This is a genomic window from Aestuariivirga sp., from assembly GCF_020252395.1.
Lineage (GTDB): Bacteria > Pseudomonadota > Alphaproteobacteria > Rhizobiales > Aestuariivirgaceae > Aestuariivirga.
Genome location: NZ_JADCDB010000014.1, coordinates 1 through 23,829 on the forward strand (window position 1 = coordinate 1; position 23,829 = coordinate 23,829).

Annotated in this window: 25 protein-coding genes, 1 tRNA gene and 1 pseudogene; 18 read left to right on the plus strand and 9 right to left on the minus strand. The window is 64.4% G+C overall.

Translation table 11 applies throughout. The features are described from left to right. Positions 1 to 429, plus strand: a pseudogene (locus tag IOC82_RS07690) (hypothetical protein); the annotation flags it as partial. Between the two features lie 58 nt (positions 430 to 487). Here the strand turns inward: IOC82_RS07690 and IOC82_RS07695 are convergent. Beyond that, positions 488 to 1,084: a PilZ domain-containing protein gene (locus IOC82_RS07695; RefSeq protein WP_290545598.1), complete on the minus strand. Its 597-nt coding sequence runs from the start codon at positions 1,082 to 1,084 to the stop codon at positions 488 to 490. A gap of 24 nt (positions 1,085 to 1,108) precedes the next feature. After that, complete coding sequence (locus IOC82_RS07700) at positions 1,109 to 1,750, minus strand: PAS domain-containing protein (RefSeq protein WP_290545599.1); 642 nt, start codon at positions 1,748 to 1,750, stop codon at positions 1,109 to 1,111. A 70-nt stretch (positions 1,751 to 1,820) separates the two neighbouring features. Between IOC82_RS07700 and IOC82_RS07705 the strand changes: the two genes are divergently transcribed. Then, complete coding sequence (locus tag IOC82_RS07705) at positions 1,821 to 2,537, plus strand: rhomboid family intramembrane serine protease (RefSeq protein WP_290545600.1); 717 nt, start codon at positions 1,821 to 1,823, stop codon at positions 2,535 to 2,537. A gap of 48 nt (positions 2,538 to 2,585) precedes the next feature. Continuing rightward, entirely contained in the window at positions 2,586 to 3,020 is a 435-nt protein-coding gene (locus IOC82_RS07710; protein WP_290545601.1) for a CBS domain-containing protein, read from the plus strand. A 30-nt stretch (positions 3,021 to 3,050) separates the two neighbouring features. Here IOC82_RS07710 and hisI read toward each other — a convergent pair whose 3' ends face one another. Both hisI and folE read right to left on the minus strand, forming a co-directional pair. Next, entirely contained in the window at positions 3,051 to 3,452 is a 402-nt protein-coding gene (hisI, locus tag IOC82_RS07715) for a phosphoribosyl-AMP cyclohydrolase (RefSeq protein ID WP_290545602.1), read from the minus strand. Next, a complete protein-coding gene (folE, locus tag IOC82_RS07720; RefSeq protein WP_290545603.1) occupies positions 3,453 to 4,079 on the minus strand; it encodes a GTP cyclohydrolase I FolE in 627 nt (208 codons plus the stop codon). Between the two features lie 137 nt (positions 4,080 to 4,216). Between folE and IOC82_RS07725 the strand changes: the two genes are divergently transcribed. Together IOC82_RS07725 and IOC82_RS07730 are read left to right on the plus strand one after the other, a co-directional pair. Beyond that, the gene (locus IOC82_RS07725) at positions 4,217 to 4,666 is read left to right on the plus strand and encodes an iron-sulfur cluster assembly scaffold protein (protein ID WP_290545604.1); all 450 of its coding nucleotides are present in this window, start codon (positions 4,217 to 4,219) and stop codon (positions 4,664 to 4,666) included. After that, positions 4,659 to 5,120: a cupin domain-containing protein gene (locus IOC82_RS07730; RefSeq protein ID WP_290545605.1), complete on the plus strand. Its 462-nt coding sequence runs from the start codon at positions 4,659 to 4,661 to the stop codon at positions 5,118 to 5,120. The genes IOC82_RS07725 and IOC82_RS07730 overlap by 8 nt, the downstream gene beginning before the upstream one ends. A 54-nt stretch (positions 5,121 to 5,174) precedes the next feature. Here the strand turns inward: IOC82_RS07730 and betC are convergent, their stop codons facing one another. Next, positions 5,175 to 6,719 (minus strand): choline-sulfatase, encoded by a 1,545-nt coding sequence (gene betC / locus IOC82_RS07735; protein WP_290545606.1) that lies wholly within the window; start codon positions 6,717 to 6,719, stop codon positions 5,175 to 5,177. A 27-nt stretch (positions 6,720 to 6,746) separates the two neighbouring features. On the opposite strand from betC, the gene yidD reads away from it, so the two are divergent. From yidD to IOC82_RS07765, 6 genes are all read left to right on the plus strand, one after another. Further along, positions 6,747 to 7,058 (plus strand): membrane protein insertion efficiency factor YidD, encoded by a 312-nt coding sequence (gene yidD / locus IOC82_RS07740; protein WP_366935657.1) that lies wholly within the window; start codon positions 6,747 to 6,749, stop codon positions 7,056 to 7,058. Positions 7,059 to 7,123: 65 nt separating this feature from the next. Further along, positions 7,124 to 9,082: a threonine--tRNA ligase gene (thrS, locus tag IOC82_RS07745; RefSeq protein ID WP_290545607.1), complete on the plus strand. Its 1,959-nt coding sequence runs from the start codon at positions 7,124 to 7,126 to the stop codon at positions 9,080 to 9,082. A gap of 246 nt (positions 9,083 to 9,328) precedes the next feature. Next, the gene (locus IOC82_RS07750) at positions 9,329 to 11,770 is read left to right on the plus strand and encodes an FAD-dependent oxidoreductase (RefSeq protein ID WP_290545608.1); all 2,442 of its coding nucleotides are present in this window, start codon (positions 9,329 to 9,331) and stop codon (positions 11,768 to 11,770) included. A gap of 176 nt (positions 11,771 to 11,946) precedes the next feature. Then, on the plus strand, positions 11,947 to 12,558 hold the full coding sequence (locus tag IOC82_RS07755) for a L,D-transpeptidase (RefSeq protein ID WP_290545609.1): 612 nt from the start codon (positions 11,947 to 11,949) through the stop codon (positions 12,556 to 12,558). A 4-nt stretch (positions 12,559 to 12,562) separates the two neighbouring features. Continuing rightward, positions 12,563 to 12,997 (plus strand): hypothetical protein, encoded by a 435-nt coding sequence (locus tag IOC82_RS07760; RefSeq protein ID WP_290545610.1) that lies wholly within the window; start codon positions 12,563 to 12,565, stop codon positions 12,995 to 12,997. 181 nt (positions 12,998 to 13,178) lie between these two features. Continuing rightward, positions 13,179 to 14,006, plus strand: coding sequence for a hypothetical protein (locus IOC82_RS07765; protein WP_290545611.1), 828 nt, complete (start codon positions 13,179 to 13,181; stop codon positions 14,004 to 14,006). A gap of 364 nt (positions 14,007 to 14,370) precedes the next feature. Here the strand turns inward: IOC82_RS07765 and IOC82_RS07770 are convergent, their stop codons facing one another. Then, a complete protein-coding gene (locus IOC82_RS07770; RefSeq protein WP_290545612.1) occupies positions 14,371 to 14,952 on the minus strand; it encodes a TetR/AcrR family transcriptional regulator in 582 nt (193 codons plus the stop codon). 101 nt (positions 14,953 to 15,053) lie between these two features. Here IOC82_RS07770 and IOC82_RS07775 point away from each other — a divergent pair, with 101 nt between their 5' ends. Together IOC82_RS07775 and IOC82_RS07780 are read left to right on the plus strand one after the other, a co-directional pair. Then, positions 15,054 to 16,088, plus strand: a complete 1,035-nt coding sequence (locus IOC82_RS07775; protein ID WP_290545613.1) for an MBL fold metallo-hydrolase — start codon at positions 15,054 to 15,056, stop codon at positions 16,086 to 16,088. Between the two features lie 88 nt (positions 16,089 to 16,176). Further along, entirely contained in the window at positions 16,177 to 16,950 is a 774-nt protein-coding gene (locus IOC82_RS07780) for an SDR family oxidoreductase (protein WP_290545614.1), read from the plus strand. Between the two features lie 112 nt (positions 16,951 to 17,062). Here IOC82_RS07780 and IOC82_RS07785 read toward each other — a convergent pair whose 3' ends face one another. The 3 genes from IOC82_RS07785 to IOC82_RS07795 all read right to left on the minus strand — a co-directional run bounded on the left by IOC82_RS07785 (position 17,063) and on the right by IOC82_RS07795 (position 18,811). Beyond that, positions 17,063 to 17,821 carry a hypothetical protein gene (locus IOC82_RS07785; protein ID WP_290545615.1) on the minus strand — a complete coding sequence of 253 codons (759 nt, stop codon included), beginning with the start codon at positions 17,819 to 17,821 and terminating at the stop codon, positions 17,063 to 17,065. Positions 17,822 to 17,892: 71 nt separating this feature from the next. Continuing rightward, positions 17,893 to 17,982, minus strand: a tRNA-Ser gene (locus tag IOC82_RS07790). Positions 17,983 to 18,040: 58 nt separating this feature from the next. Further along, positions 18,041 to 18,811, minus strand: coding sequence for a class II aldolase/adducin family protein (locus IOC82_RS07795; RefSeq protein ID WP_290545616.1), 771 nt, complete (start codon positions 18,809 to 18,811; stop codon positions 18,041 to 18,043). 140 nt (positions 18,812 to 18,951) lie between these two features. Between IOC82_RS07795 and IOC82_RS07800 the strand changes: the two genes are divergently transcribed. The 5 genes from IOC82_RS07800 (at position 18,952) to IOC82_RS07820 (ending at position 23,827) form a co-directional block, all read left to right on the plus strand. Continuing rightward, positions 18,952 to 19,668, plus strand: a complete 717-nt coding sequence (locus tag IOC82_RS07800) for a tetratricopeptide repeat protein (RefSeq protein ID WP_290545617.1) — start codon at positions 18,952 to 18,954, stop codon at positions 19,666 to 19,668. A gap of 126 nt (positions 19,669 to 19,794) precedes the next feature. Then, the gene (locus tag IOC82_RS07805; protein WP_290545618.1) at positions 19,795 to 20,808 is read left to right on the plus strand and encodes a septal ring lytic transglycosylase RlpA family protein; all 1,014 of its coding nucleotides are present in this window, start codon (positions 19,795 to 19,797) and stop codon (positions 20,806 to 20,808) included. Between the two features lie 70 nt (positions 20,809 to 20,878). Beyond that, the gene (locus IOC82_RS07810; RefSeq protein WP_290545619.1) at positions 20,879 to 22,066 is read left to right on the plus strand and encodes a D-alanyl-D-alanine carboxypeptidase family protein; all 1,188 of its coding nucleotides are present in this window, start codon (positions 20,879 to 20,881) and stop codon (positions 22,064 to 22,066) included. A 103-nt stretch (positions 22,067 to 22,169) separates the two neighbouring features. After that, a complete protein-coding gene (tmk, locus tag IOC82_RS07815) occupies positions 22,170 to 22,796 on the plus strand; it encodes a dTMP kinase (RefSeq protein WP_290545620.1) in 627 nt (208 codons plus the stop codon). After that, entirely contained in the window at positions 22,796 to 23,827 is a 1,032-nt protein-coding gene (locus tag IOC82_RS07820) for a DNA polymerase III subunit delta' (protein ID WP_290545621.1), read from the plus strand. Before tmk ends, IOC82_RS07820 begins: the two co-directional genes overlap by 1 nt. Positions 23,828 to 23,829 lie beyond the last annotated feature (2 nt).

A 23,829-nucleotide genomic window follows, 5' to 3' on the forward strand; every position in this document is an offset into this window, starting at 1 on the left:
GTCGATCAGGGATCGGGCCTGATCCGGGCGCGCCGGCTGACGGGCGCCAAGACCTATGAGAGCGAAGTGACCGGCGATCTCATCATGGGCGGCGAGAAGGCGGTCTATGCCGGTAAGGCTTATCACAAGCGGACCCGCCGCGAGGCCCTCAAAGCCCGCGGCATCAAGGATCGCATCCAGCATCGCCGCAACAAGCATCAGAAGGTGCTGCCGCACTGGCAAACCGTGCGCAACAAGCTGATCGGCAAAGTCAGGTGCAGCGGCCGCGGGGTCGGCCGCCTCGCGCAGCTCGCGCATCGTCGGGAAGGTTGCGGTGACATTGACCAGCCGGTCGCCGTCGCGCTTCACCACGCAGGGTCCCCCACAACCGGGCTCCACATGCGCCCCGCCAGCAGGCCATCGGCCGGAAGGGAGGATGAGGAAAGATAGTTTGCAAGCGGCGGCATGGATCGAACCCCCGGCTTAAGTGAGGGGCGAAGTCTATCGCTCAGCTAAGCGCGCTGTCGAGGTCGCTGCGCTCCAGCGGCATCAGGAATTCCAGGGCGAAGCCGTCCGCGAAGTGGCGCACCACGCGGCCCTTCATCCGCCCCAGCGTGACGGGCGAGCCGATCGATGGCAGCATCCGGCTCCTGATGCCGGCGCCGGACAGCGAAATGTCGATCACCTCGCAGTGCTGCTCCCTCCTGCCGGGCAGCATGAAGCGGGCCTGCCGGTTGCGCGGCTCGAAGCGGGTATGGCGGCGCTCGGCCGCGGCAAGGCCATGGTCGCGGCGGATCAGCCAGCGCAGGTGGCGGACGAAATGCGGCTGGCGGTTGCCGGCGAAGCTGAAATTGACCCAGAAGCCGTGCTCGGCGGCCTCGCCCGCCACGCCATCGACGCGGCCGATCTCCTCGATATAGGCGGCGAGCGGCGTACCCTCCGGCACCTGGTCCTCGCAAAGGAACAGGGCGCTGTCGGGGTCGATGGCCGTCACCGCGCAGTGGCGCTCGCTGCCGTCTGTCAGCAGCAGCCTGGCGGGGAAGCTCTGTGGCATAAGGGCGGCGGATTCGGCTGCGCTGGCCAGCCTTTTGCCGAACTGTGTCACGCGTGGTCTCCGGCGCGGGAAGTGTCAGGGTCGATCAAGTCCACCCGATATCAGGCGGAACTTGCGGGGGGCCTGCGCAGCGTTTGCCACCTCCATTTCGCCGGTGTCGCCCGCGAACAATCGGATACCGGCGAGGCCGGAAGGCGCCAGCTGGTCATAGTTCCAGAGTTCCGGGCTGCCATGCGGGAAGAGTCCGCCCAGCACATGCACGGCCTGGCCGTCGCGTGCCGTTATCGGCAGGGCCATCATGTCGGCGCTGATCTTCTGCCCCCGGTCCGTCAGATAATGGATACGGAAATGCGCCGGCTGAAACCTGCCCGTCACTCCGCCCAGCGCGCGTGCGATGGCGCCGCGCTCGAAGTGCCCCCAGCCGGCGAGAAAGCCGGTGCCGGTGATCTCGTGCCGCATGAATCCGCAAATGCCCGTCCCCGCCAGGCGATAGGTGTAGCGATCGGCCTCGCCCCCGAGGGACAGGATGAACAGCCACGGCGCCTGCCGGCGTAACTGTCTCAAATCAAGATCGCCGCGCGACGGCGCGGGGCGTCCGCCCTTCAGCGCCAGCCAATGGCCCAGAAGCAGGCGGGCGCCCGGATGTAGGATGAAATCCTCTTGGCTTGCCGGCGCCTCCCCGCTAACCCTCATGCTCAACCCTCTCCGGGCCGTCATGCCCCGGTGTCCCAAATTGATCTCACGAGGCTCGGATCTGCAGCCTTCGTGCCAGGAGAAAGAACCAGGCATGCCGGAGCAACTTCCCCCGCGCGGCAACTGGGCCAGGGCCAAGGCGCCGCCGGCCGTCAACGTTCCCGCCATCGTCGCCGCAGTCGTTGCGGTGCTGGTGGCCATGCATGTGGGCCTGTGGTTCCTCGGTGAGGACTGGCAGGTGTGGTCGCTTTATGCGCTCGCCCTGATTCCGGCACGTTTCACCACGGCGGACTATCCCATGCCATGGGGTGCGCAATACTGGTCGCTCGCGACCTATATGCTGCTCCACGGCAGCTGGACGCATCTCGTGCTCAACTGCGTCTGGCTCCTGATTTTCGGAACACCCGCAGCGCGTTACCTCGGCAATGCCAGGTTCCTGCTGCTCGCGCTCGTCTCCGGTGTCGCCGGCGGCCTGTGCAGCCTCGTCCTGCACTGGGGGCAAAATACGATCATCGTCGGCGCTTCGGGCGGGGTCATGGGGCTGATGGGGGCCGCCATCCCGCTGATGTATAGCGAGCGCCTGCCGCATGGCGGCTGGCGCCCCGCGCGTCTATCCGAACTTCTTCGCAACCGGCAGGCGCTGGTCTTCACCGCGGTTGTGCTGGCCATCACGCTGTTTTCAGGCGGCACCGGCTGGACGGGCAACAGCTTCCCCGCGGAAGGTTCCATCGCCTGGGAAGCCCATATCGGCGGTTTCATCGCCGGGATTATCGCCTTCTATGTGCTTGCGCCAAGGATGCACTCGGCCTGAAACCGTGGTAACCTTTCCGTCATTCACTTGCAGGAAGGAGACTCCAGAATGGCAGTAGCTCACATCCTCAGGCAGAAGGGCACCGCGGTGGTGACCGTTGCTCCCTCGGATAACGTCCAGTCCATCGTCGACACATTGGCCCGTCACCGCATCGGCGCGGTGGTGGTGCTCGATGCCGAAGACGCGATCGCTGGCATCGTGTCCGAGCGAGACATCGTTCGCGCCATGGCGGGCGATGCCGCTGGCGTCGTTCACAAGACCGCAAGGGACATCATGACGGCCAGGGTCCGCACCTGCACGCCGGCCGATTCCGAGACGGAGCTGATGCAGCTCATGACCGAGCACCGCATCCGCCACTTGCCCGTGGTGGCGCACGGCAAGCTCGCCGGCATGATCTCGATTGGCGACGTGGTCAAGCTCCGCATGGAATCAATGGAGGCGGAGGCCGATCAGATGAAGATTTACATTGCCTCGGCGGGCTGAGCGTCTCAGGCGCAGGTCACGGCGCAGGCGTCAGTAGACGTCGCCCGGATCGAACAGGCGTTGCGCGTCGATGAGGACGAGCGCATCGCCGTCGACGCGGCGATAAAAGCAGCTGCGCCGGCCCGTGTGGCAGGCCGCACCCTTGCCCTCGGGAATGGCCTTCAGCAGCAACACGTCCTGGTCGCAGTCGGTGAGGATATCGGTCACCTTGAGCGTCTCGCCGGACGTCTCGCCCTTCCTCCACAGCGCCTGGCGCGAACGGCTCCAGAAATGCGCGATGCCTGTTTCCTGCGTCAGGCGCAGGGCCTCGGCATTCATGTGGGCAACCATCAGCACCGTTCCGTCACGCACATCGCTGACGACGGCGGTGATCAGGCCTGATGAATCAAACCTCGGCTGAAACCCGCCGGTCTCGTCGGGGTCCGAGCTCATCTAGAGGGAGAACCCGTTGCCCGGCGCGCGCACGAGTTCCATGAAGCGCGCCTGCAGCACCGGGTTGGTCTTGAATTCGCCGGTGAACTGGGTGGTGATGGTGGCCACGTTGCGCTTGCCGATGCCGCGCATCGACATGCAGGTGTGCACCGCCTCCACCAGCACGGCCACGCCGCGCGGGGCGAGCGCATCCGAAATGGCGTTGGCGATCTGCGCCGTCATCGTCTCCTGCGTCTGCAGGCGGCGGGCGAAGATCTCCACCACGCGGGCAAGCTTCGAGATGCCGACGACCGAGACCTTCGGCAGATAGGCCACGTGAACGCGGCCGATGAAGGGGGCGATATGGTGCTCGCAATGCGAGTTGAACTCGATGTCGCGCAGCATGACGATGTCATCATAGCCGCCCACGTCGGTGAAGGTGCGCGACAGGGCTTCCGCCGGATCGTCCTCGTAGCCCGAGAAATATTCGCGGAAGGCCTTGGCCACGCGCTTCGGGGTGTCGAGCAGACCCTCGCGGTCCGGGTTGTCGCCGGCCCAGGCGAGCAGCGTGCGGACCGCCGCCTCCGCCTCTTCCTGCGTGGGGCGCTTCACGGGCTTTGCTGGGATCTTCTTGACGACGGCTTCCATGATCCAGACTTCGCTTTCCGCATGACAGGCCGGACTTGCGCCCGGGTGCAAGCCGCCCCCATATCATGGGGCAGGGTCTGCTGGCAAACCGCCAAACGGCGGTTTCGGGCCACAGGCGGATGGGCTAGGATGCCGGAATGATTAACGAGATTTACAACCGCCAGATCTTGGCCCTCGCGGCAGACATACCCCGGCTGCAACGCCTGGCCGCCCCGGATGCCACGGCCGTCGCCATTTCGAGGCTTTGCGGCTCCAAGGTGATGGTCGACGTCAACATGAAGGACGGGGTGGTCTCGGACTTCGGCCAGGAGGTCAAGGCCTGTGCCCTGGGGCAGGCATCCTCCTCGATCATGGCCCGCCACGTGGTCGGCTCGACGCCCGGCGAGCTCCGGAGCCTGCGCGACCAGATGTACAGGATGCTGAAGGAGGAGGGGCCGCCCCCCTCCGGCAAATGGGCCGACCTCGAAGCCCTGCTGCCGGTCCGTGACTTCAAGGCCCGCCATGCCTCCACACTTCTCGCCTTCGATGCGGTGGTCGACGCGGTGAACCAGATCGAGGCAAAGCAAAGGGAAGCCGCCCATGGCTGAGCCCATCAAGGCGCTGGACCTTCCGGCCCGGACGAAGACAATCTACCCGCCGCCCTATGCGGCAGCCCTCGAGGGCCGCGCCAAACGGGCGCTGGGCGACGCGTTCAACCTCACCCAGTTCGGCGTGAACCTCACCGTGCTGGCCCCCGGCTCGTCCTCCGCCCACCGCCACTGGCATGAGAGCGAGGACGAGTTCGTCTATGTGCTCGAGGGTGAGGTGACGCTGGTCGATGACGAGGGCGAGCATGTGCTCACCCCCGGCATGTGCGCCGGCTTCAAGGCCGCGGTGCCCAACGGCCACATGCTGGTCAACAGGTCGGCCGCTCCCGCCATGTACCTCGAAGTCGGAACAAGGTCGGAAGGCGACCGCGCGCATTACCCGGACGCCGACATGCTGGCGGTCAAGGAAGGCGGCAAGTACCGCCTGACGCACAAGGACGGCACACCATATTGATATTGATGTAGCTATGGCGTCTTCCCGGCGAAGGCCGGAGGGGAGCAGCGCCCCTCACGTCCGCCGCTTGTCTTCGATGTCCGGCGCCTGCGGATAGCGGGACTTCAGGTCCCGGTCCGTCACACTCATGTGGTTCCTCGTATACTGCTCGGAGGCATCGCGCAGCGGCTGGAAATCCCAGGGGAAGCGGCTGCCGTGCTTCAGCGCCTCGAACATCATGTGCCGAGCCTGCTGGCTTTCGAGCACTTGCGCGTTGATGCGCGCAATGTCGAATTTCGCCTCCACCTCGGCGCGGAACTGTTTCGCAATCGGATGAGACCCCGTGAGGTTCTTTACTTCGAGCGGATCGTCCTCGAGATTGTAGAGCTGGTCCGGGTCGGCCGGCGAATGGATGAATTTCCATGGGCCCCGCCGCAGCATGTGGATGGGCGCAATGGCGCCCTCGGCCAGATACTCGCCCCAGGCCGTGCCCTCCGGGGTTTCCGGAGCGCCCGTCAGCAGCGGATAGAGCGAACGTCCGTCCACCGGCCGCGCCAGCTTTGCCTTCCCGTCATTGCCGATATCCACCAGCGTCGGCAGGATGTCGGCGAGCGTCACCGGCTCCTTCACCCGCCGCGCCTTGAAGCGCTTGGGGTTCCACACCAGCATCGGCACGTGCGCCGAGGGTTCGAGATAGCTCATCTTGTACCAGAGCCCGCGCTCGCCGAGGAAGTCGCCGTGGTCGGAGGTGAACACGATCACCGTGTCATCGAGTTTTCTGGACGCCTCCAGCGCCGCGATCATCTGCCCAAGCAAGTCATCGACATAGGAGATATTGGCATAATAGCCATGGCGCGCCTTGCGCAAGTCATCCTCGGTGACGGTGTAGTCGTCTATCGCCGAGACGTCATAAAGCCGCTGGCTGTGGGCATCGAGCTGAGAGCGCTCCATGCGCGGCACGGCGGGCAGGTCGATGTCCTCGTCGCGGTAAAGGTCCCAGAACTTCTTGCGCGCTGCGTAAGGGTCATGTGGGTGCGTGAAGGAGGCCATCAGGCAGAAGGGCTTGTCCGGGTCGAAGCGCACATAGTCATAGATCTTGCGGATCGCCAGGAAGGCAACCTCGTCGTCGAATTCGAGCTGGTTGGTGATCTCGGCGATGCCGGGCTGCAGCACCGAGGTCATGTTGTGGTACCACCAGTCAATGCGCTCCTGCCGCAAGCGCCAGTCCGGCGTCCAGCCGAAGTCGGCGGGGTAGATGTCGGTGGTCAGCCGCTCCTCGAGGCCGTGGAGCTGGTCGGGGCCTACGAAATGCATCTTGCCCGACAGGCAGGTCTTGTAGCCCGCGAGCCGCAGGTAATGCGCCCAGGTGGGGATGGAGGAGGGGAATTCGGCCGCATTGTCATAGACCCCGGTGCGCGAGGGCAGCAGCCCGTTCATCACGGTCGCCCGCGCGGGCGAGCACAGCGGGCTCGTCGAATAGGCATTTTCGAAGACGACACCTTCCGCCGCCAGCCGCGACAGGTTCGGCGTCTGCACCAGCCTGTGCCCGTGGAAGGGCAGGAACTGCGCGGCCAGCTGGTCGGCCATGACGAAGAGGATATTGGGTTTTGTGTCTGACATGCGCAAAGCCTATAGTCCGGCCAGCACATGAAAACCATTCTCCTGGCACTGATCCGGTTCTACCAGCTGACACTATCGTCGCTGATCGGGCGCCGCTGCCGTTATCTGCCGACCTGTTCCGACTATACGAGTGACGCCATCGCCAAGCATGGCGTGAAACATGGCGTCGCGCTCGGCTTCGCCCGCATGTGCCGCTGCCACCCCTGGGGCCAGTCGGGCTTCGATCCAGTGCCGGAGGTGTATGAAGGCCCGGTCTGGCGGATGGCTCCCGATGCATCTTCTCCCGCTCCTTCAGCAGGAGAGGACGATGACCTTGACCCCGCCGCTGCGCGCCCCTAAACCCGCACCGCACTTCAACATTTCGCTTACCCGCTTCGTTGGCGGGAGTGAGCAGGAGGACAGAGATGATTTCCTTGACCTTCCCGGATGGCGCCGGGCGCCAGGTCGAAGCCGGGGTCTCCGCCCGCGATGTGGCGGCAGGAATTTCCAAGTCGCTCGAGAAGAAGGCGGTGGCCGCGGTCGTCAACGGCCAGCTGGTCGACCTCGCCGATCCCATCACCACCGATGCGACACTCCGCATCGTCACGCGCGATGACCCGGAAGCGCTTGAGCTCATCCGCCATGACTGCGCCCATGTGCTGGCTGAGGCCGTGCAGGAGCTCTTCCCCGGCACGCAGGTGACGATCGGCCCCGTCATCGAGAACGGCTTCTACTACGACTTCTTCCGCAACGAGCCCTTCACCACCGAGGACTTCGCGGCGATCGAGAAGAAGATGCGCGAGATCATCCAGCGCGACAAACCCTTCACCAAGACCACCAAGACGCGCGAGGAAGCCAAGCAGTTCTTCCGCAACAAGGGCGAGCTGTTCAAGGTCGAACTCATCGATGCGATCCCGCAGGGCCAGGACATCAAGTTCTACGACCAGGGCGGCTGGACCGACCTGTGCCGCGGTCCGCATATGACGTCGACCGGCAAGATCGGCAATGCCTTCAAGCTCATGAAGGTGGCAGGCGCCTATTGGCGCGGCGATTCGAAGAACCCGATGCTCACGCGCATCTACGGCACCGCCTGGGCCAACGAGGCCGACCTCAAGGCCTATCTCCACGCGCTGGAGGAGGCCGAGAAACGCGACCACCGCAAGCTCGGCCGCGAGATGGACCTGTTCCATTTTCAGGAAGAGGGCCCGGGCGTCGTGTTCTGGCACGCCAAGGGCTGGACAATGTTCCAGCAGTTGATCGCCTACATGCGCCGCCGCCTCGCCAAGCTCGGCTATGACGAGGTGAACGCGCCGCAGCTCCTCGACAAGTCGCTGTGGGAAACCTCTGGCCACTGGGGCTGGTACAAGGAGGCGATGTTCGCCGCCACCTCCGCCGGCGACACGACCGAGGACGACCAGGTCTTCGCCATCAAGCCGATGAACTGCCCCGGCCACGTGCAGATTTTCAAGCATGGGCTCCGCTCCTACCGCGAGCTTCCGCTGCGCTTCGCCGAATTCGGCAATGTCCACCGCTACGAGCCGTCCGGCGCCTTGCACGGCCTGATGCGGGTGCGCGGATTCACGCAGGATGACGCGCATATCTTCTGCACCGAAGACCAGATGGCGGATGAATGCCTCGCCATCAATGATCTGATCCTCTCCACCTACAAGGACTTCGGCTTCGACCAGATCGTGGTGAAGCTCTCGACGCGCCCCGAAAAGCGCGTGGGCTCGGACGAGGCCTGGGACCGGGCCGAAAGCATCATGTCGAAGGTGCTGGAGCAGATCGCGGCCTCCTCCGGGGGCAAGATCAAGACGGCGGTGAACCCGGGCGAGGGCGCCTTCTACGGCCCCAAATTCGAATATGTGCTGCGCGACGCGATCGGCCGTGACTGGCAGTGCGGCACAACGCAGGTGGACTTCAACCTGCCCGAACGCTTCGGCGCCTTCTATATTGGAGCCGACGGCGAGAAGAGGGCGCCGGTGATGATCCACCGCGCCATCTGCGGCTCGATGGAACGCTTCCTCGGCATCCTGATCGAGCATTTCGCCGGCCACTTCCCGCTGTGGCTCGCGCCCACCCAGGTGGTTGTGGCGACGATCACGTCCGACAGCAACGCCTATGCGCAAGAGGTACGCGGCATGCTGCGCAAGGCGGGCTTGCGAGCCGAGGCCGATCTCCGCAACGAAAAGATCAACTACAAGGTCCGCGAACACTCGGTCGGCAAGGTTCCGGTCATCCTCGTCGTCGGCAAGCGCGAGATGGAAGAACGCGCCGTCAACGTCCGCCGCCTCGGATCACAGGACCAGACCCAGATGACACTCGACGCGGTGATCGCCGCGCTGAAGGACGAGGCGGCCCCGCCGGACCTGAAGCGGGATTAGTTTCCGACTTGTTCTCCCGCCATTCGCGTGCTTGGGCATTGAGGCGGACTGGGAGGTTGTGGGCGATGGCGGCGGCAGGTCCGGAGGCGCGCTGGCAGTCTCTCCCAAATACCACACCCGGACCGTCAGCCCCACCATCGGGACGCTAAGCGAAAGCCGGGGCGACGGCAATAAAGAGGGCCTGACTATAAGGATGAACTTTCCCCCGACTTCCTTCATCATGGCCCCACACGAATTGGACCTATTATGACCCTTCCTTCGCATGCGCAATATGTGGTGATCGGCGGCGGCATCATCGGCTGCTCGACGGCCTATCATCTGGCACGGGACCACAAGGCTGACGTCGTGTTGCTGGAGCAGAACAAGCTCACCTCCGGTTCCACCTGGCATGCGGCGGGCCTCGTGGGCCAGCTGCGCTCCTCGGCCTCGATTACCCAGGTACTGAAATACTCGGTCGATCTCTACAAGCGGCTCGACGGGGAGACGGGACTTGCCACCGGCTGGAAGATGACCGGCTGTCTCAGGCTCGCGACCACCGAGGATCGCTGGACGGAGTTCAAGCGGCTGGCAACAACCGCCCAGAGCTTCGGCATGGAGATGCACCTCGTCTCAGCCGAAGAGGTCAAGAAGATGTGGCCGCTGATGGATGTGTCGGATCTCGCCGGCGCCTCGTGGCTGCCGACGGACGGGCAGGCCTCACCCTCGGACATTGCGCAGTCGCTGGCCAAGGGTGCCCGCATGCATGGCGCGAAAATCGTCGAGGGCTGCCGCGTCGAGGGCTTCGACATCGCGCAAGGCCGGGTGACGGCGATCCGCACCAATCGGGGGACCATCGCCTGCGAGACGGTCATCAACTGCGGCGGCCAGTGGGCCCGCCAGATCGGCGCCATGGCGGGCGTGTCCGTGCCGCTGCAGCCGGTGAAGCACCAATATGTCATCACCGAAAAGGTGGAGGGCCTCAGCCCCGATGCCGCGACGCTGCGCGACCCCGACCGCCGCACCTATTTCAAGGAGGAGGTGGGCGGCCTCGTCTTCGGCGGCTACGAGCCGGACCCCATTGCCTGGACCACAGGTGACGTGCCGGGCGACTTCGAATTTCAGCTCTTCGAGGATGACTGGGACCATTTCGAGCAGCATATGGCGCAAGCGCTGGTGCGCGTGCCCGCACTTGCCAAGACCGGCGTCAAGAAGATGATCAATGGCCCGGAGAGCTTCACGCCTGACGGCAACTTCATCCTTGGCCGCGCGCCGGAGCTGAAGAACTTCTATGTCGGAGCGGGCTTCAACGCCTTCGGCATCGCCTCGGGCGGTGGTGCGGGCTGGGTGCTGGCGGAATGGGCGGCGAAGGGCGAGGCGCCGATGGACCTCTGGGCCGTCGACATCCGCCGCTTCTCCGGCCTGCACAAGGACCGCGCCTGGACCTGCGAAAGGACACTCGAGGCCTACGGCAAGCATTACACGGTGGCTTTCCCGCATGAGGAATACCAGAGCGGCCGCCCGCGCATCGTCTCGCCGCTTTATGAGCGGCTGAAGGGCCTCAACGCCTGTTTCGGCTCCAAGCTTGGCTGGGAGCGGCCCAACTGGTTCGCGCCGCCGGATGTCGAACCCAAGGACGTTTACTCGATGGGCCGCCAGAACTGGTTCCCGCATGTGGGCGAGGAGCACCGGGCGGTGCGCGAGCGCGCCGGGCTGTTCGACCAGTCGTCCTTCGCCAAGTATGAGTTGAAGGGCCGGGACGCGGCGGAGGCCATCACCTTCATCGCGGCCAACCGCGTGGCGCGCGGGCCTGGCAAGCTTACCTATACCCAGATGCTCAACAGCCGCGGCGGCATCGAATGCGACCTCACGGTGGCGCAACTCGCCGAGGATCACTTTTATATCGTCACCGGCACCGGCTTCCGCACTCATGATTTCGCGTGGATCAGGGAGCATCTCCGGCCGGGCCTCGATGCGAGCCTCACCGACGTCACCGAGCAATGGGGCACGCTCTCGCTCATGGGCCCGGCGTCACGCACCATTCTCGCCAAGGTGACCGAAGCGGATGTGAGCAACGCCGGCTTCCCCTTCGGCACGGTGCGCGAGATCGCCATTGCCGGGGCGCGAGTTCGGGCGCTGCGTGTCACCTATGTGGGCGAGCTCGGCTGGGAGCTGCATGTGCCGATCGCCGCAACCGGAAGTTTATTCGATGCGCTGATGGCGGCCGGCGGCCCTCACGGCATTGTGCCCGCCGGTTACCGCGCCATCGAATCGCTCCGCCTTGAGAAGGGCTACCGCGCCTGGGGGGCGGACATCACGCCCAACGACTCGCCCTTCCATGCCGGGCTCGGCTGGGCGGTGAAGTTGCGGACGAACGAGGACTTCTTAGGCCGCGCGGCGAGCGAGACCATCGCCTCCAAACCGTTGGTGAAGATGCTGGCGGGCTTCACCGCGGAGCGGGATGACGTGGTGCTGGCGGGGCGCGAAACCATCCTCCGCGACGGCCAGTTTGCGGGCTATCTCACCAGCGGCGGCTATGGCTACACGGTGGGGCGGCCCGTGGGGTATGGCTATGTGCGCCGCGCCGAGGGGGTGGACGACGCCTATCTCCGGTCAGGCCGCTATGAGCTGGTGGTGGCAAAGCAGGTGGTGGCGGCCCGCATCCACCTGGCGGCGCTGCATGATCCGGCGAGTCTGAGGGTCAAGGGCTGACGAGAGCTTGCGGACCGGGAGTGCAATCGATAAATCTGCGGTAGCATTAATTCGAGTTCAATTGCTTTCTGTCAGACAATCCCTCACAAGCTGCGAGCTATCGTTAATCTGTGCTTACCGTTTGCCCGGCAATTTGGTACGACACAACAGTGATTTCCACACCCGACGAGAGGACCATGATGCTTTCCCGCCGCGCAGTCCTGACTGGAGCGTCCGCAGCCCTGCTGTCGGTTCCCCTGTCCACTGCGGCCCTTCCGCAGGCTGCCGATGACGATCCCTATCCGCTGCCCCCCTTCGACTACAGCAAGATTCCCGCCCCCTTCCGTCCGGCGGCGGTGGCCTACACTGGCCGCCAGTGGCCGGGCACCATCATCGTCGACACGCCCAACCGCCAGATCTACCTGGTGCAGGAGGGCGGCCAGGCGCTGCGTTGGGGCTGTGCTGTCGGCAAGGATGGGTTCCGCTGGGCTGGCCTTGCCGACATCGGCCGCAAGGTCATGTGGCCGCGCTGGACTCCCCCTAAGGAAATGATCGCACGCGTGCCGGAGAAGGCAAAATGGGCTAACGGCATGCCGGGCGGCCCGGATAATCCGCTGGGCGCGCGCGCTCTCTATCTCTTCCAGAACGGCCAGGACACGCTCTACCGCATCCATGGCACCACCGACCCGATGTCGATCGGCCACAACGCTTCATCCGGCTGCATCCGCATGATCAACCAGGACGTGGAGGAACTCTATCGCCGCGTTCCTATCGGCACCCGCGTCGTGGTGTTGGCGGAAGGAGTTTGACGCAATGCGATTCGCCCGCGGCCTTTCCGGCCTGATGCTTGCGGCGGCAGCCGTGGGGCTTGCCGCCTGCGCATCGGGCAAGACGACGCCCGATCTTGCGCCCGTCACCACGGCGCCGGTTGCGCCCGCTCCGGGGCCGCTGCCGGTAGGCAACGCGCTCACCGCCGCCCAGATCACCAATGCGCTGGCGGAGCGCAAATTCACTTATGCCGCGCCCAGCATGAAAGGCACTGTGACCTTTTATAAGGACGGCACCTTCGAATATGACCAGGCGGGCAGGGGCACCGGAACCGGCATCTGGCAAGCCGCCGACGGCAAGCTGTGTCAGGCCCGCAACCCCACGAGCTGGCTGCCCAAGGGCACACCCTCGACCTGCCAGCCCATCACGTCCGACGGCATGAGGCTGACGGCAGGTCCGGTCCAGTTTACGCCTCTTTAACGGCGGCTCCACCTGGCTGACCACTCCGCTCTGTGTAAGGACCTTCGCGCGCGGAGAGTCTACTCGCCGCCTGTCCGGGCGGACGCGGTTTCCACGAACAATGCGCCGGATTCATCTTTCGTAAGCCATTTCCTGCGATGCTCGGTTTTGAAATCGCTAATTTCATCGCCGGAGACTCACCATGAAGACGTTGCTTCTCGCATCCTGCGCCACTCTGATGCTCGCCGGTTGGGCAGGGGGCGCGCGGGCGGGCGATCTCGGCCTTGCAGGCTCGACCTATGATTGGTCGGGCGGCTATCTGGGCGTCAACGCCGGCGCGGCCATCAACAGCAGCGAGTTCAGCTCCAACTACGTCTATACCGGTTCGGCCGAAATTGACGACGAAACGCGCGCGCTGATCGACAACTTCGACTTCAGCGACACCGCAGATGACCTGCGGTTCACCGGCGGCTTTCTGGCAGGCTATAACTGGCAGTATTCCAACTTCGTGCTGGGCGCCGAGGCTGACGTCAACTACATCGGCTTCAACAGCAGCGTGAGCCACAACGTCGGCGACGCCATCAGCCAGGTGATGACGCCCGAGACCGCATCGGGCACGGACAAGATCGACTATAGCGCAGACTGGTTCGGAACGGTGCGTGCGCGGTTAGGCTATGCCATGAGTGACGTGCTGATCTATGGCACCGGCGGCCTTGCCTGGGGCCATATGAAAATCAAGCAGTCGCTGGAAGCCAGCAACAACGACGGCGAATCGCTCAGTTGGTCAGGCGAGGAAGACGGCTACAGGGCCGGCTGGACGCTGGGCGGCGGCATCGAATATGGCGCCGGCCGCTGGCTGCTCGGTGCCGAATATCTCTACGTCAATCTTGGCAGCTACAATTGGGGCGATTCGGGCGACGTCTTCCTCGCCGACGAGACGCTCAATGATGACTTCAACAATGTGAGGCAGAAGGGCAACGCCGACTATGCCTTCAGCGTGGTGCGCGCCACCCTTAAGTACCGGTTCTGAACAAACGGGTGACGGCTCGGTAGATGAGAGAAACGGTCCCACTTTCACAAAGACTCCGGCGGGCAGCGTCTGCTGCGGCCGGATGCGGATCGCGGAGTTGAAAGCGGTTCTCATGAAATTGCAATCAGAACTCGCGTGAGATCAAGGGAACGCAGTTTGCCCTTCTCTGATTCTTGAGCAAATCCCGTTTAGTTGGAAGAGCGGCAGTCTTGGGCGTATGCGGCGCACTCTGTGGGGGAGAGCAGAGTACTTCGTTGGCGATTTCGTTCTACAGTGTGCTGCCGCTATGGGCGGCGTTTTGAACTTGGCATCGCTATCGGCGGTTCACGGTCCGGGCGGGCCAGTTTCATGCATCTCGTCATCGCTAACGGCCCAGCAGTTCGAGCACTATCATCTTGAACTGGTCGATCGAGGCCGATGTCCGGTCGACCTTTGCGCGCAGCATCGCGCCCTGCAGTCCGTTCTGGATAAAGTCGGCCATGGCGGCGGGTTCGATAGTCATCGCGATCTCGCCCCGCGCTTGCGCCCGGGCAAGCGCTCCCGCCAGAGGTGCACGCCAGCGGCGGAAGGCTTCGGATAGTTGCTGGCGCAGGGGTTCGCTTGCTCCCGTCACCTCGATGCCAAGATTGCCGACCAGGCAGCCATCGCGCGCCCCTGCTGCCATTACGCGGTTGCTTACCGCATCAATCAGAAGCGTGACCCGCTGCAGGATCGGCAGGCCGTCGTTGTCCATCAGACCGGCAAGTCCGGCCTCCCGCGCGCTTACATAGCGTTCGAGCGCAAGGGCTGCAAAGGCCTCCTTGGTGCCGAAATGGTTGAAGAATGAGCCCTTTGGCACGCCCGCCACAGCCGCGATGTCCTGCACCGTAGTGGCTGCATAGCCGCGTTCGTGCAGGACCTTCTGGCCTGCCTCGATCAGCACATCCCGCATGGAAACCCTTGGCATCGCTTTCTCCGCACCAGCTCTTGACAAACTTAAAGTGTTCGGTCACTTTAATTTCCGAAACAATACATCTTCTTTCCAAAAACGCAAGAAAGGTTATACCGATGCATACCACTTTGCCTGTTCTCAACCGCCGCACCGTGTTGCGGACCAGCGGGGCCCTTGCGCTGGCAGCCGGTGCCGCAACCGTTTCGAATATCCTGCCGGGCGTGGCAGGCGGGGCTGCCGCCGAGGCCTCGCCGGCCACCCCGGCGGTCGGGGTCTACCCGTTCAGGATCGGCGCATTCCAGGCCTATTCGGTTTCCGATGGCGGCGGGCCGGCCCCGAACTTCCCGGTCTACCCGGTCTTCACCGGTCCGGCTGCGCCGAAGGAAGAGGTCGAAGCCCTTCTGGAAAGCCACTTCCTGCCACGCGACCTGGCGCGGGGTGACATCAACAACCTGTTGGTCGATACCGGCAAGAACAGGGTGCTTTTCGACACCGGAGCCGCGGGCCTGATGGGGCCGCTTGGCGGGCATTTGCCATCTCGCCTCGCTGCGGCGGGGCTTGATCCCTCGACCATCGATACGGTTGTTCTGAGCCACGGCCATTTCGACCACATCGGCGGCATCCTTTCGGCGGAGGGCAAGCTGAACTACCCCAACGCCACGTTCGTCATGGCCGAAGACGAATGGGCGTTCTGGACTGCCGACGACGTCGAAGCCAAGCTGGTCGCGGCGGGTGTACCCGACGGGCTGCGGTCGGCGCTGCTTCCGGCGGTAAAAGCCAACCTTGCGGCAATCAAGGACAAGATTACCTTGATCAAGGCCGGGGCTGATGTGGTCCCGGGCGTTTCGACCATCGCCACGCACGGGCATACGCCGGGGCACGTTGCCTTCCGGGTTTCGTCGGGCGATGCAGATCTGATCAACATCGTCGATGTGGTCCACAACTATGTGACCGGAATGGCTCATCCGGAATGGACGCCGATCGTCGATCAGGATCCGGGGCAGGCCGCCGCGACGCGCGCAAAGCTTCCGGACCAGTTGGCGACAGACCGCACGCTGACCATGGCCTATCACTTCCCCTTTCCGGGGCTGGGCCATGTGGCCCGCAAGGACGGCGCCTATGAATGGGTGCCGGCACCCTGGGTCTGGTGATCTGACCCATAACTGAAAGTCCGGCTCCGCGCGGGGGCCGGACCCATCCAATAGTCATCCAAAAGGGACATCGAAAATGGAAAGCAAGGTGTGGTTCATCACCGGGGCATCCAGCGGCTTTGGCCGGGGAGTGCTGGAACGAATCCTCGACAACGGCGACCGCGCTGTAGCGGTGGCGCGCAACACGGGGCCGCTCGACGCCCTCGCGAAGCGCCACGTCGACAGGCTTCTGGTCCTCACGGCGGACGTGCGGGTAACGGCGGATGTTGAGGCGGCGGTCGCAAAGGCGGGACAACGTTTCGGGCGGATCGATATCCTCCTGAACAACGCGGGCCACGGCCTGTTCGGCGGAATCGAAGAGGTCACCGAGGCCGATCTGCAGAATGTGTTCGAAACCAATGTCTTCGGCGCTATGCGGCTCGTCCGGGCGGTCCTGCCGGTAATGCGGGCGCAAGGGGCGGGCCATATCATCAACATCAGTTCGGCCGTGGGACACGCCTCATGGCCGTTCGGCGGCGCTTATGCCGCGACGAAACACGCCATCGAAGCCCCGAGCGAGGCTTTGCAGGCCGAGGTCGCCCCGCTCGGGATCAGGGTGACTGTCATCAACCCGGGTTATTTCGCCACCGGCTTCGCGGGGTCCATGCCGATGGCCATGGCGAACCCGGCCTATCAGGCAATGCGCGACCAGGTTCTATCCGGGTTCGGCGCGATGGCGGCTGGTAATCCGGACAAGGTTGTCGATGCGATCCTCGATGGCGCGCGTGACGCTGGCGCGCCATTTCGCCACTTCGTGGGCGATGATGGCAAGGCCTGGGCCAGACAGTCGCTCGCTGCCCGGCTGCAGGCGGTGGGGGCTTAGAGCATGATCCGCAAGAGTGGAACCACTTTTGCGGATCATGCTCAAGCTTTTGATACTGGTGCATCTTTCGCTTCGCAAGCGATTCCACTTGCCCGCAAGATGCCCTGACACGTCAGGTGCGGCCCCGCTCCGGTGCGGGTGGAGATGCCAGTGACGGGCGCCCCAGCCTCACCAATGGCCAGAAGGTTGAGAGATAGGCGAGGAAAGCCATAATGACGATCACTTCGGTGATGCTGAGAACGGCCCCGTGCCAGAAGTCGAACCGATCCGGCAACATCTTGCCCCCAAAATAGACCACGCCATAGAAGGCGCTGAGCAGCGCGACGGCGAGCGCGCGCCGTGGGTTGCGGCTCACCGGTTCGAGACAGTTTCGGGCGATGGACTGCGCGGGCGCTGCCTCCAACATGCGCCGGATGAGCCATCCCGAAAGGCTGATGCCGATGGCGTGGCCGAAGAAAAGCATGTAGCTTCCAACGTCATGGAGGTGGGAATTGATGCTGCCGGTGTACTGGCTGAGCACAATCATGCCCGCCACGGCCACGGCCTCGCAGACGCTGATGACGGCGAGCAGAACGATATTGGCGGGCCTGCCCGCCGGCTCAAGGCGGATGATGCGGTGGAGCGCCAGCATCACCTGGCCGATGGCCAGCGACAGGAAGACGGCCGACACGATCATGGCGATGGCGAAGGGACCCGCGATCGAAGGATCGTGCAGGGCGTGGCTGATGGTGGGGGGCGCCTCGGCATAGCTGCCGGCATGGCGGGCGATGTTGTCGCCATGCACCCAAAAGATGGCTCCGGCCGACGTCAGCGGTCCGGCGCGGAACATGGCCGCCGCGACGGGGCCCGAAAACGTTTTGTTCTGAGTCAAAGCCGGTGGTCCGAACCAATCCAGAGTGCGTTGCGTCAACCGCGGCGCCGGATCGGCGCCCGAGGGCGGTCTGGCGGAGGGGGAGGGATTCGAACCCCCGGAGGGCGTGAACCCTCAACGGTTTTCAAGACCGCCGCAATCGACCGCTCTGCCACCCCTCCATGTGCCGGAGACGGAGTTTCTCCTAGCAGCCTTCGCCGGGCTTCTCAATGGCGGGCGTCACTCGGCATAGGAGGGATCCTCGGCGTCGAGGATTTCCTTCATTTCGGCGAAGTGCGACTTGAACTGTTCGCGATCGGCCTCCCATTCCTGGGCGGTTTTTTCGGCCACGGCGGGACTCATGACGTGGAGCTTCTGGCCGGTCGAATAGGCCAGCGCCAAGTTGCGGCAGGCGCGTTCGAAGTAATAGGTGAGGTCGAAGGCCTCGGCCACGGTCTCGGCGCAGACCAGAACGCCGTGATTGCCCATCATCATCATCTGCTTGTTGCCGAGGAGGCGGCCCAGACGGTCGCCTTCCTCATCGGTGTTGGCCATGCCGCCATAATCCATGTCGAAGGCCACGCGGTTATAGAAGCGCGCGGTGTTCTGGTCGATGGGCAGGATTTCGGGGTTGGCGAGCGAGGCGATGGCGGTGGCATAGGGCGGGTGCAGGTGGATAATGCAGCGCGCCTGCGGCACGCTCGCATGCATGCGGCCATGGATGCACCAGGCGGTGAGGTCCGGCGCGCCGGGCCGGTCCATGGTGGTGGGATCGCCGGAGTCCAGAAGCAGCAGTTCGGACGCCTTGATGCGGGAGAAATGCTTCCAGCGCGGGTTCATAAGGAACTTCTTGCCATCGGTCGAGACGGCGAGGCTCAGATGGTTGGCCACCGCCTCATGCCAGTCGTAGCGGGCGGCGAGCCTGAAAGCCGCCGCAAGGTCGACACGCAATTGCCATTCGTCAGTTTCAAGAGTTTTTGCGGTCTTCAACGTCGCAAGGTGCCCCATCATGATCTCCTGTTCTGAGAGTTGCGACGATATCCCTTCCCATAAATCCCGGCAATCGGGCATGATCGGGGCGGGGCGCATGGCAGGCGTGCTTTGCAAGCCCCTGAAGTTTATCCGAGTCGAGTAACGTGAAAAATCTCCCCATGCGCCAACCGGTCCTTGCCCTTGCCGCCCTTCTCCTGCTCGCCGCGCCCGCCGCCGCCCAGTCGCTGGAGGAGCTTCCCTTCGACAAGCAGCTGACGCTCGCCAAGGTCGGCGACGTCGATGCGCAGTATCAGGTGGGCCTTGCCTATGAGACGGGCAGGAACGTTGCCGCCGACGAGGCGGAGGCAGCGCGCTGGTTCCGCCAGGCGGCGCTGCAGGGCAGTGTCGAGGCGCAATACCATCTGGCCCGGCTCGTGTCGCGCGGCACGAAGGGCCTGAAACAGGACTATCCGACCGCCCTCAAGCTCTACCGGGACGCCGCCGCCAAGGGTTATGCGCCCGCCATGGATGCGCTGGGGCAGGCCTATCAGCAGGGCCGCGGCACCGAGGTTGATTTCGCTAGGGCCGCCGAATGGTACCAGAAGGCCGCCGACCAGAAGCTGGCCGACGCCCAGAACAACCTCGGCATGCTCTATCTCGAGGGCAAGGGCGTGGCGCGCGATCTCGACAAGGCCTTCAGCCTCTTCGAGCAGGCTGCCGCGCAGCGCGACCCGTGGGGCCTCAACAATCTCGGCGGCATGTATGAAATGGGCTGGGGCGCCACAGCCGACAAGACCAAGGCGCTTGACCTTTATCAGCAGGCGCTCGCAGCCGGAAACGACAAGGCCCAGGCCAATATCGAGCGCCTGCAGGGCAAGAGTGCGGCTGCCGAATAGGGGCCACGTCACCGCTTGTTAACCACGTTTCCCAACGCCCCGTTTACGCTGCGGGGGCAAACTGCTCGACCATCGGAACTGAATGCGCCACGCGTGCGCAGGGGCCTTGCGGTCGGAGTGGTTGGTATGCTGCGTTTCGCGCGGAACGGCGTTGTTCTTGTCATCATGGGTCTCGCCATTGCGGGCTGCGCATCGCACAAGCATTCGGCCAAGCGCGATCCCTTCGCCGGACAGGGAAGCCCAATCTATCCCGGCAAGGGCCCTGTGCCGTGGGGCGGCGGCCGCCATCATGTCGGAAAGCCCTATCAGGTTGCGGGAGAGTGGTTCACGCCCAGAGACCAGCCTGGCTATGACAAGAAGGGCACTGCCTCCTGGTATGGCGAGGCCTTCAACCGCCGCAAGACGTCAAACGGCGAGTGGTTCGACATGAACCGCCTCACCGCCGCCCATGCCACATTGCCGTTGCCGAGCTACGCCAAGGTCACCAATCTTGAAAACGGCCGCGAGATCGTGGTGCGCATCAACGACCGCGGCCCCTTCGTCGACACCCGCGTGATAGACATCTCGAAAGCCGCCGCGGCGGAACTGGGCTATCTCAACCAGGGCACCGCCAGGGTGCGCGTGCAGTATCTCGGCCCCGCGCCGCTCAATGACAATGGCGGCCGTCACCTGATGGCGATGAACACTGAGCTTGAGCGCGGCACGCCGGCCCGCACCCTCATCGCCGCCGCCGGCCGCCGCAAGGACAAGTCCGCCGCCGGCAGCGCGATTGTGGCGCAGGCGAAACCCGGGAAAAGGGTTGCCGCACCCGCCGTCGAAACCGTCGCCTATCAGCCGCCGCCGGAGCCTGAGGTTCCCGCACCGGCGGAGGCCGCGCCCACCGGCGACATCAGCTATTTCATCCAGCTCGGCTCCTTCGCTGACGGCGGCAATGCGGCGCGCGTGCGCGACCGGTTCTCCGCCGTCTGGCCGGTGCAGTTCATCGAACTCTCCGGAGCCGCGGGCCCTATCTATCGCGTCCGCCTCGGTCCCATCTCCGGTTCTGAGGATGCCCAGACTGCCTTGTCGGATGCCCAGTCCGCCGGTTTCACCGATGCCCGCCTGATCAAGACGGAAGCAGTGCAGGCTTCGTTGCAGTAACGGGGCAGGGGCAGCGGGTACTCCGCCTGAATTGATTTCTACTCCGAAGCCCTCTAGCCTTCGGAGTATGATGTCAGTCCAGCGTTTCCGCAACGTCGCCTTCATTCTCCTGGCCGCCTGCCTGCTGCTGGCCCTGCCGGGGACGCACCAGCTCTTCGCCCAGGGCAAGGCGGACGTGCCCTATGAGTCGCGCGCTGAGAAGGCGATCTTGATCGATGCCCGCAGCGGCCGCGTGCTTTTCGAGAAAAACGCCGACCTCGCCGTGCCGCCCGCCTCGATGAGCAAGCTGATGACGATGATCATGGTGTTCGAGGCGCTGAAGGCCGGAAAGCTCAAGCTCGACCAGAAATTCAGGGTCAGCGAGGATGCCTGGCGGCGCGGCGGCGCCTCCTCGGGCGGCTCCACCATGTATGCCGAACTCAATTCGGAAGTGGCGCTGGAGAACCTGATCAAGGGCGTCGTCGTGCAGTCGGCCAACGATGCCTGCATTGTGATTGCCGAGAACATGGCCGGCAGCGAGCAGGCCTTCGCCGGGCAGATGACCAAGCGCGCCCATGAGCTGGGCGCCGCCAACGCCACCTTCAAGAACGCCACGGGCCTGCCCGAACCCGGGCACGCGATGAGCGTGCGCGACCTTGCCATCCTGGCGCGCTACATCGCCAACACCTTCCCCGAATACTATGAGTACTACTCGATCCCAGAATTCACCTGGAACAAGATCAGGCAGCAGAACCGCAACCCGCTGCTCAAGGACTATCCGGGAGCTGACGGCATGAAGACGGGCTATACCAGGGAGGCGGGCTATGGCCTCATCGGCTCGGCCCTGCGAGATGGGCGCCGCCTCATCATGGTCATCGCCGGCCTCCGCAGCATCAATGACCGCAAGCAGGAGGCACGTGGCCTGCTCGACTGGGGCTTCAACCAGTTCCGCACGGTGGAGGTTTATGCCAAGGGCGACCGTGTGGGGCAGGCCCGGGTCTGGGGCGGTTCTGCGCGCAACGTGCCGCTGCTGGTGCAAGAGGATGTCAAGGTGGCGCTCACCCCGCAGGAAACGGAACGGGCGGAGATGAAGCTCAGCTACACCGGGCCGCTGCTGGCGCCGGTTGGGAACGGCCAGAAGGTGGGCGAGGTGCGATTCATTGTCGACGGCGTCACGGTGGCCGAAGTGCCTGTGGTGACGGGAGGCGCGGTGCCGGCGGAAAACTCCATGTGGTCCCGCGCGGTCGACTCGCTTTTCATCATGGTCTTCGGCAGCTAAGCCGATGACGGCAAAGTTTTCTAAGGCTTTCCTCGCTCTGGCGTTCTCCTCGTCTTTACTCTCCCCCGGCGGGGAAGAGGAATATGTTTTGGTCGCTTTCTGAATGTCTTCTATCTTTATCACCTTCGAGGGCGGCGAAGGCTCCGGCAAATCCACCCAAATCCACCGCCTTGCCGCGCAGCTGAAGGAGCAGGGCAGGGATGTGCTCATCACCCGCGAGCCCGGCGGCACGGCGGAAGCCGAGGCGATCCGCACCCTTCTCGTCTCGGGCGACGTCGCCCGCTGGACGGCGAAATCCGAGGCGCTCCTCAACTACGCCGCGCGCGAGCAGCATCTCGAACAGGTCATCCGCCCTGCGCTCGCTGGCGGCAAGACCGTGCTCTGCGACCGCTTCATGGATTCGACCCGCGCCTATCAGGGCTATGCCGGTGGCTGCGACTTAGGGTTCATCGACGCGCTGGAGAAGGCCATCGTCGGCATCACGCGGCCGGACCTCACACTGGTATTCGATCTCAACCCCGCGATTGGCCTTGCCCGCGCCAGGTCGCGCGGCGATGCCCATGCCGAGGACCGTTACGAGCGCAAAGGCCTCGCATTCCACCAGCAGCTCCGCGAGGGCTTCCTCGACATTCTCCGCAAAGAGCCGAAGCGTTGCCGTCTCGTCGATGCCGCGCAGGATATCGAGGCGGTGGCGGAGGACGTCTGGTCCATCGTTAAGGGCGCGCTCTGATGGCCGAGGAGTTCAAGGACCCGCGCAACGTTCCATGGCACCCGCGATCTGCAACGGAACTGGCCGGCCACAACACCGCGGAATCCAGACTCCTCCAGGCTGCTCAGACAGGAAAGTTACATCATGCCTGGCTGATTTCGGGGCCGAGGGGAATCGGAAAGGCCACGCTTGCCTACAGGTTTGCGAAATTCCTCCTGCAGGCTCCAACAGCGGAGAAAGCGCGCAAGCACTCTTCGCTTTACGTTCCGCCAGACAGTCATGTGTTCCGCCAAATCTCCGCCGGAGCCCATCCCGACCTCCTGGTCATCGAGCGCGGCGTGGACCAGCGGAACAAGCGTCTGAAGACGGAAATTGCGGTCGATGACGCCCGATGGGCACAGAATTTCTTCGGTCAAACCGCGGCTACCGGCGGTTGGAGGGTGGCGATTGTCGATCCGGCGGACGATCTCAACGCCGCATCGGCGAACGCGCTGCTGAAGATCATCGAAGAGCCGCCGAAACAATCCATTTTCTTGATCGTCGCGCACCAGCCGGGGCGGCTTCTTCCAACCATCCGGTCCCGGTGCTTGCACCTGCCGCTCGACAGCCTGAGCGAGGACGATACCCTCAGGGTCTTGCGCGCGCAGGGCCATGAGGCCGTAGGACCGGAAGAGGGCGCGATCCGCGAGGCGGCGGAGCTCTCCCGCGGCAGCCCCGGCAGGGCCATGGACCTGATCGGCTCGCGCGGGGCTGCTGCTTTCGGGGAATTCCTCAAGCGCTCCAAGCTCTCCCCCGCCACGGCGGTGGAGATCGCCGCGGCCTTCTCGGGCCGCGAGACGGCAGAGGATTATTTCATCTTCTGCGAACTCCTGGTGGGCTGGGTGGCGGAGCAGGCCCGGGCCGCCGGGCTGCAGGGCCATGGCGAGGCGCTGGCGCGCGCCCATGACGACATCAATGCTTCCCTCCGCCAGGCGGATGCCCTAAACCTCGACCGCCGCCAGACGGTCACCGATGCGCTGATGCGCCTCGAAGAGGCTCTGAAGGCCTCCTGAAT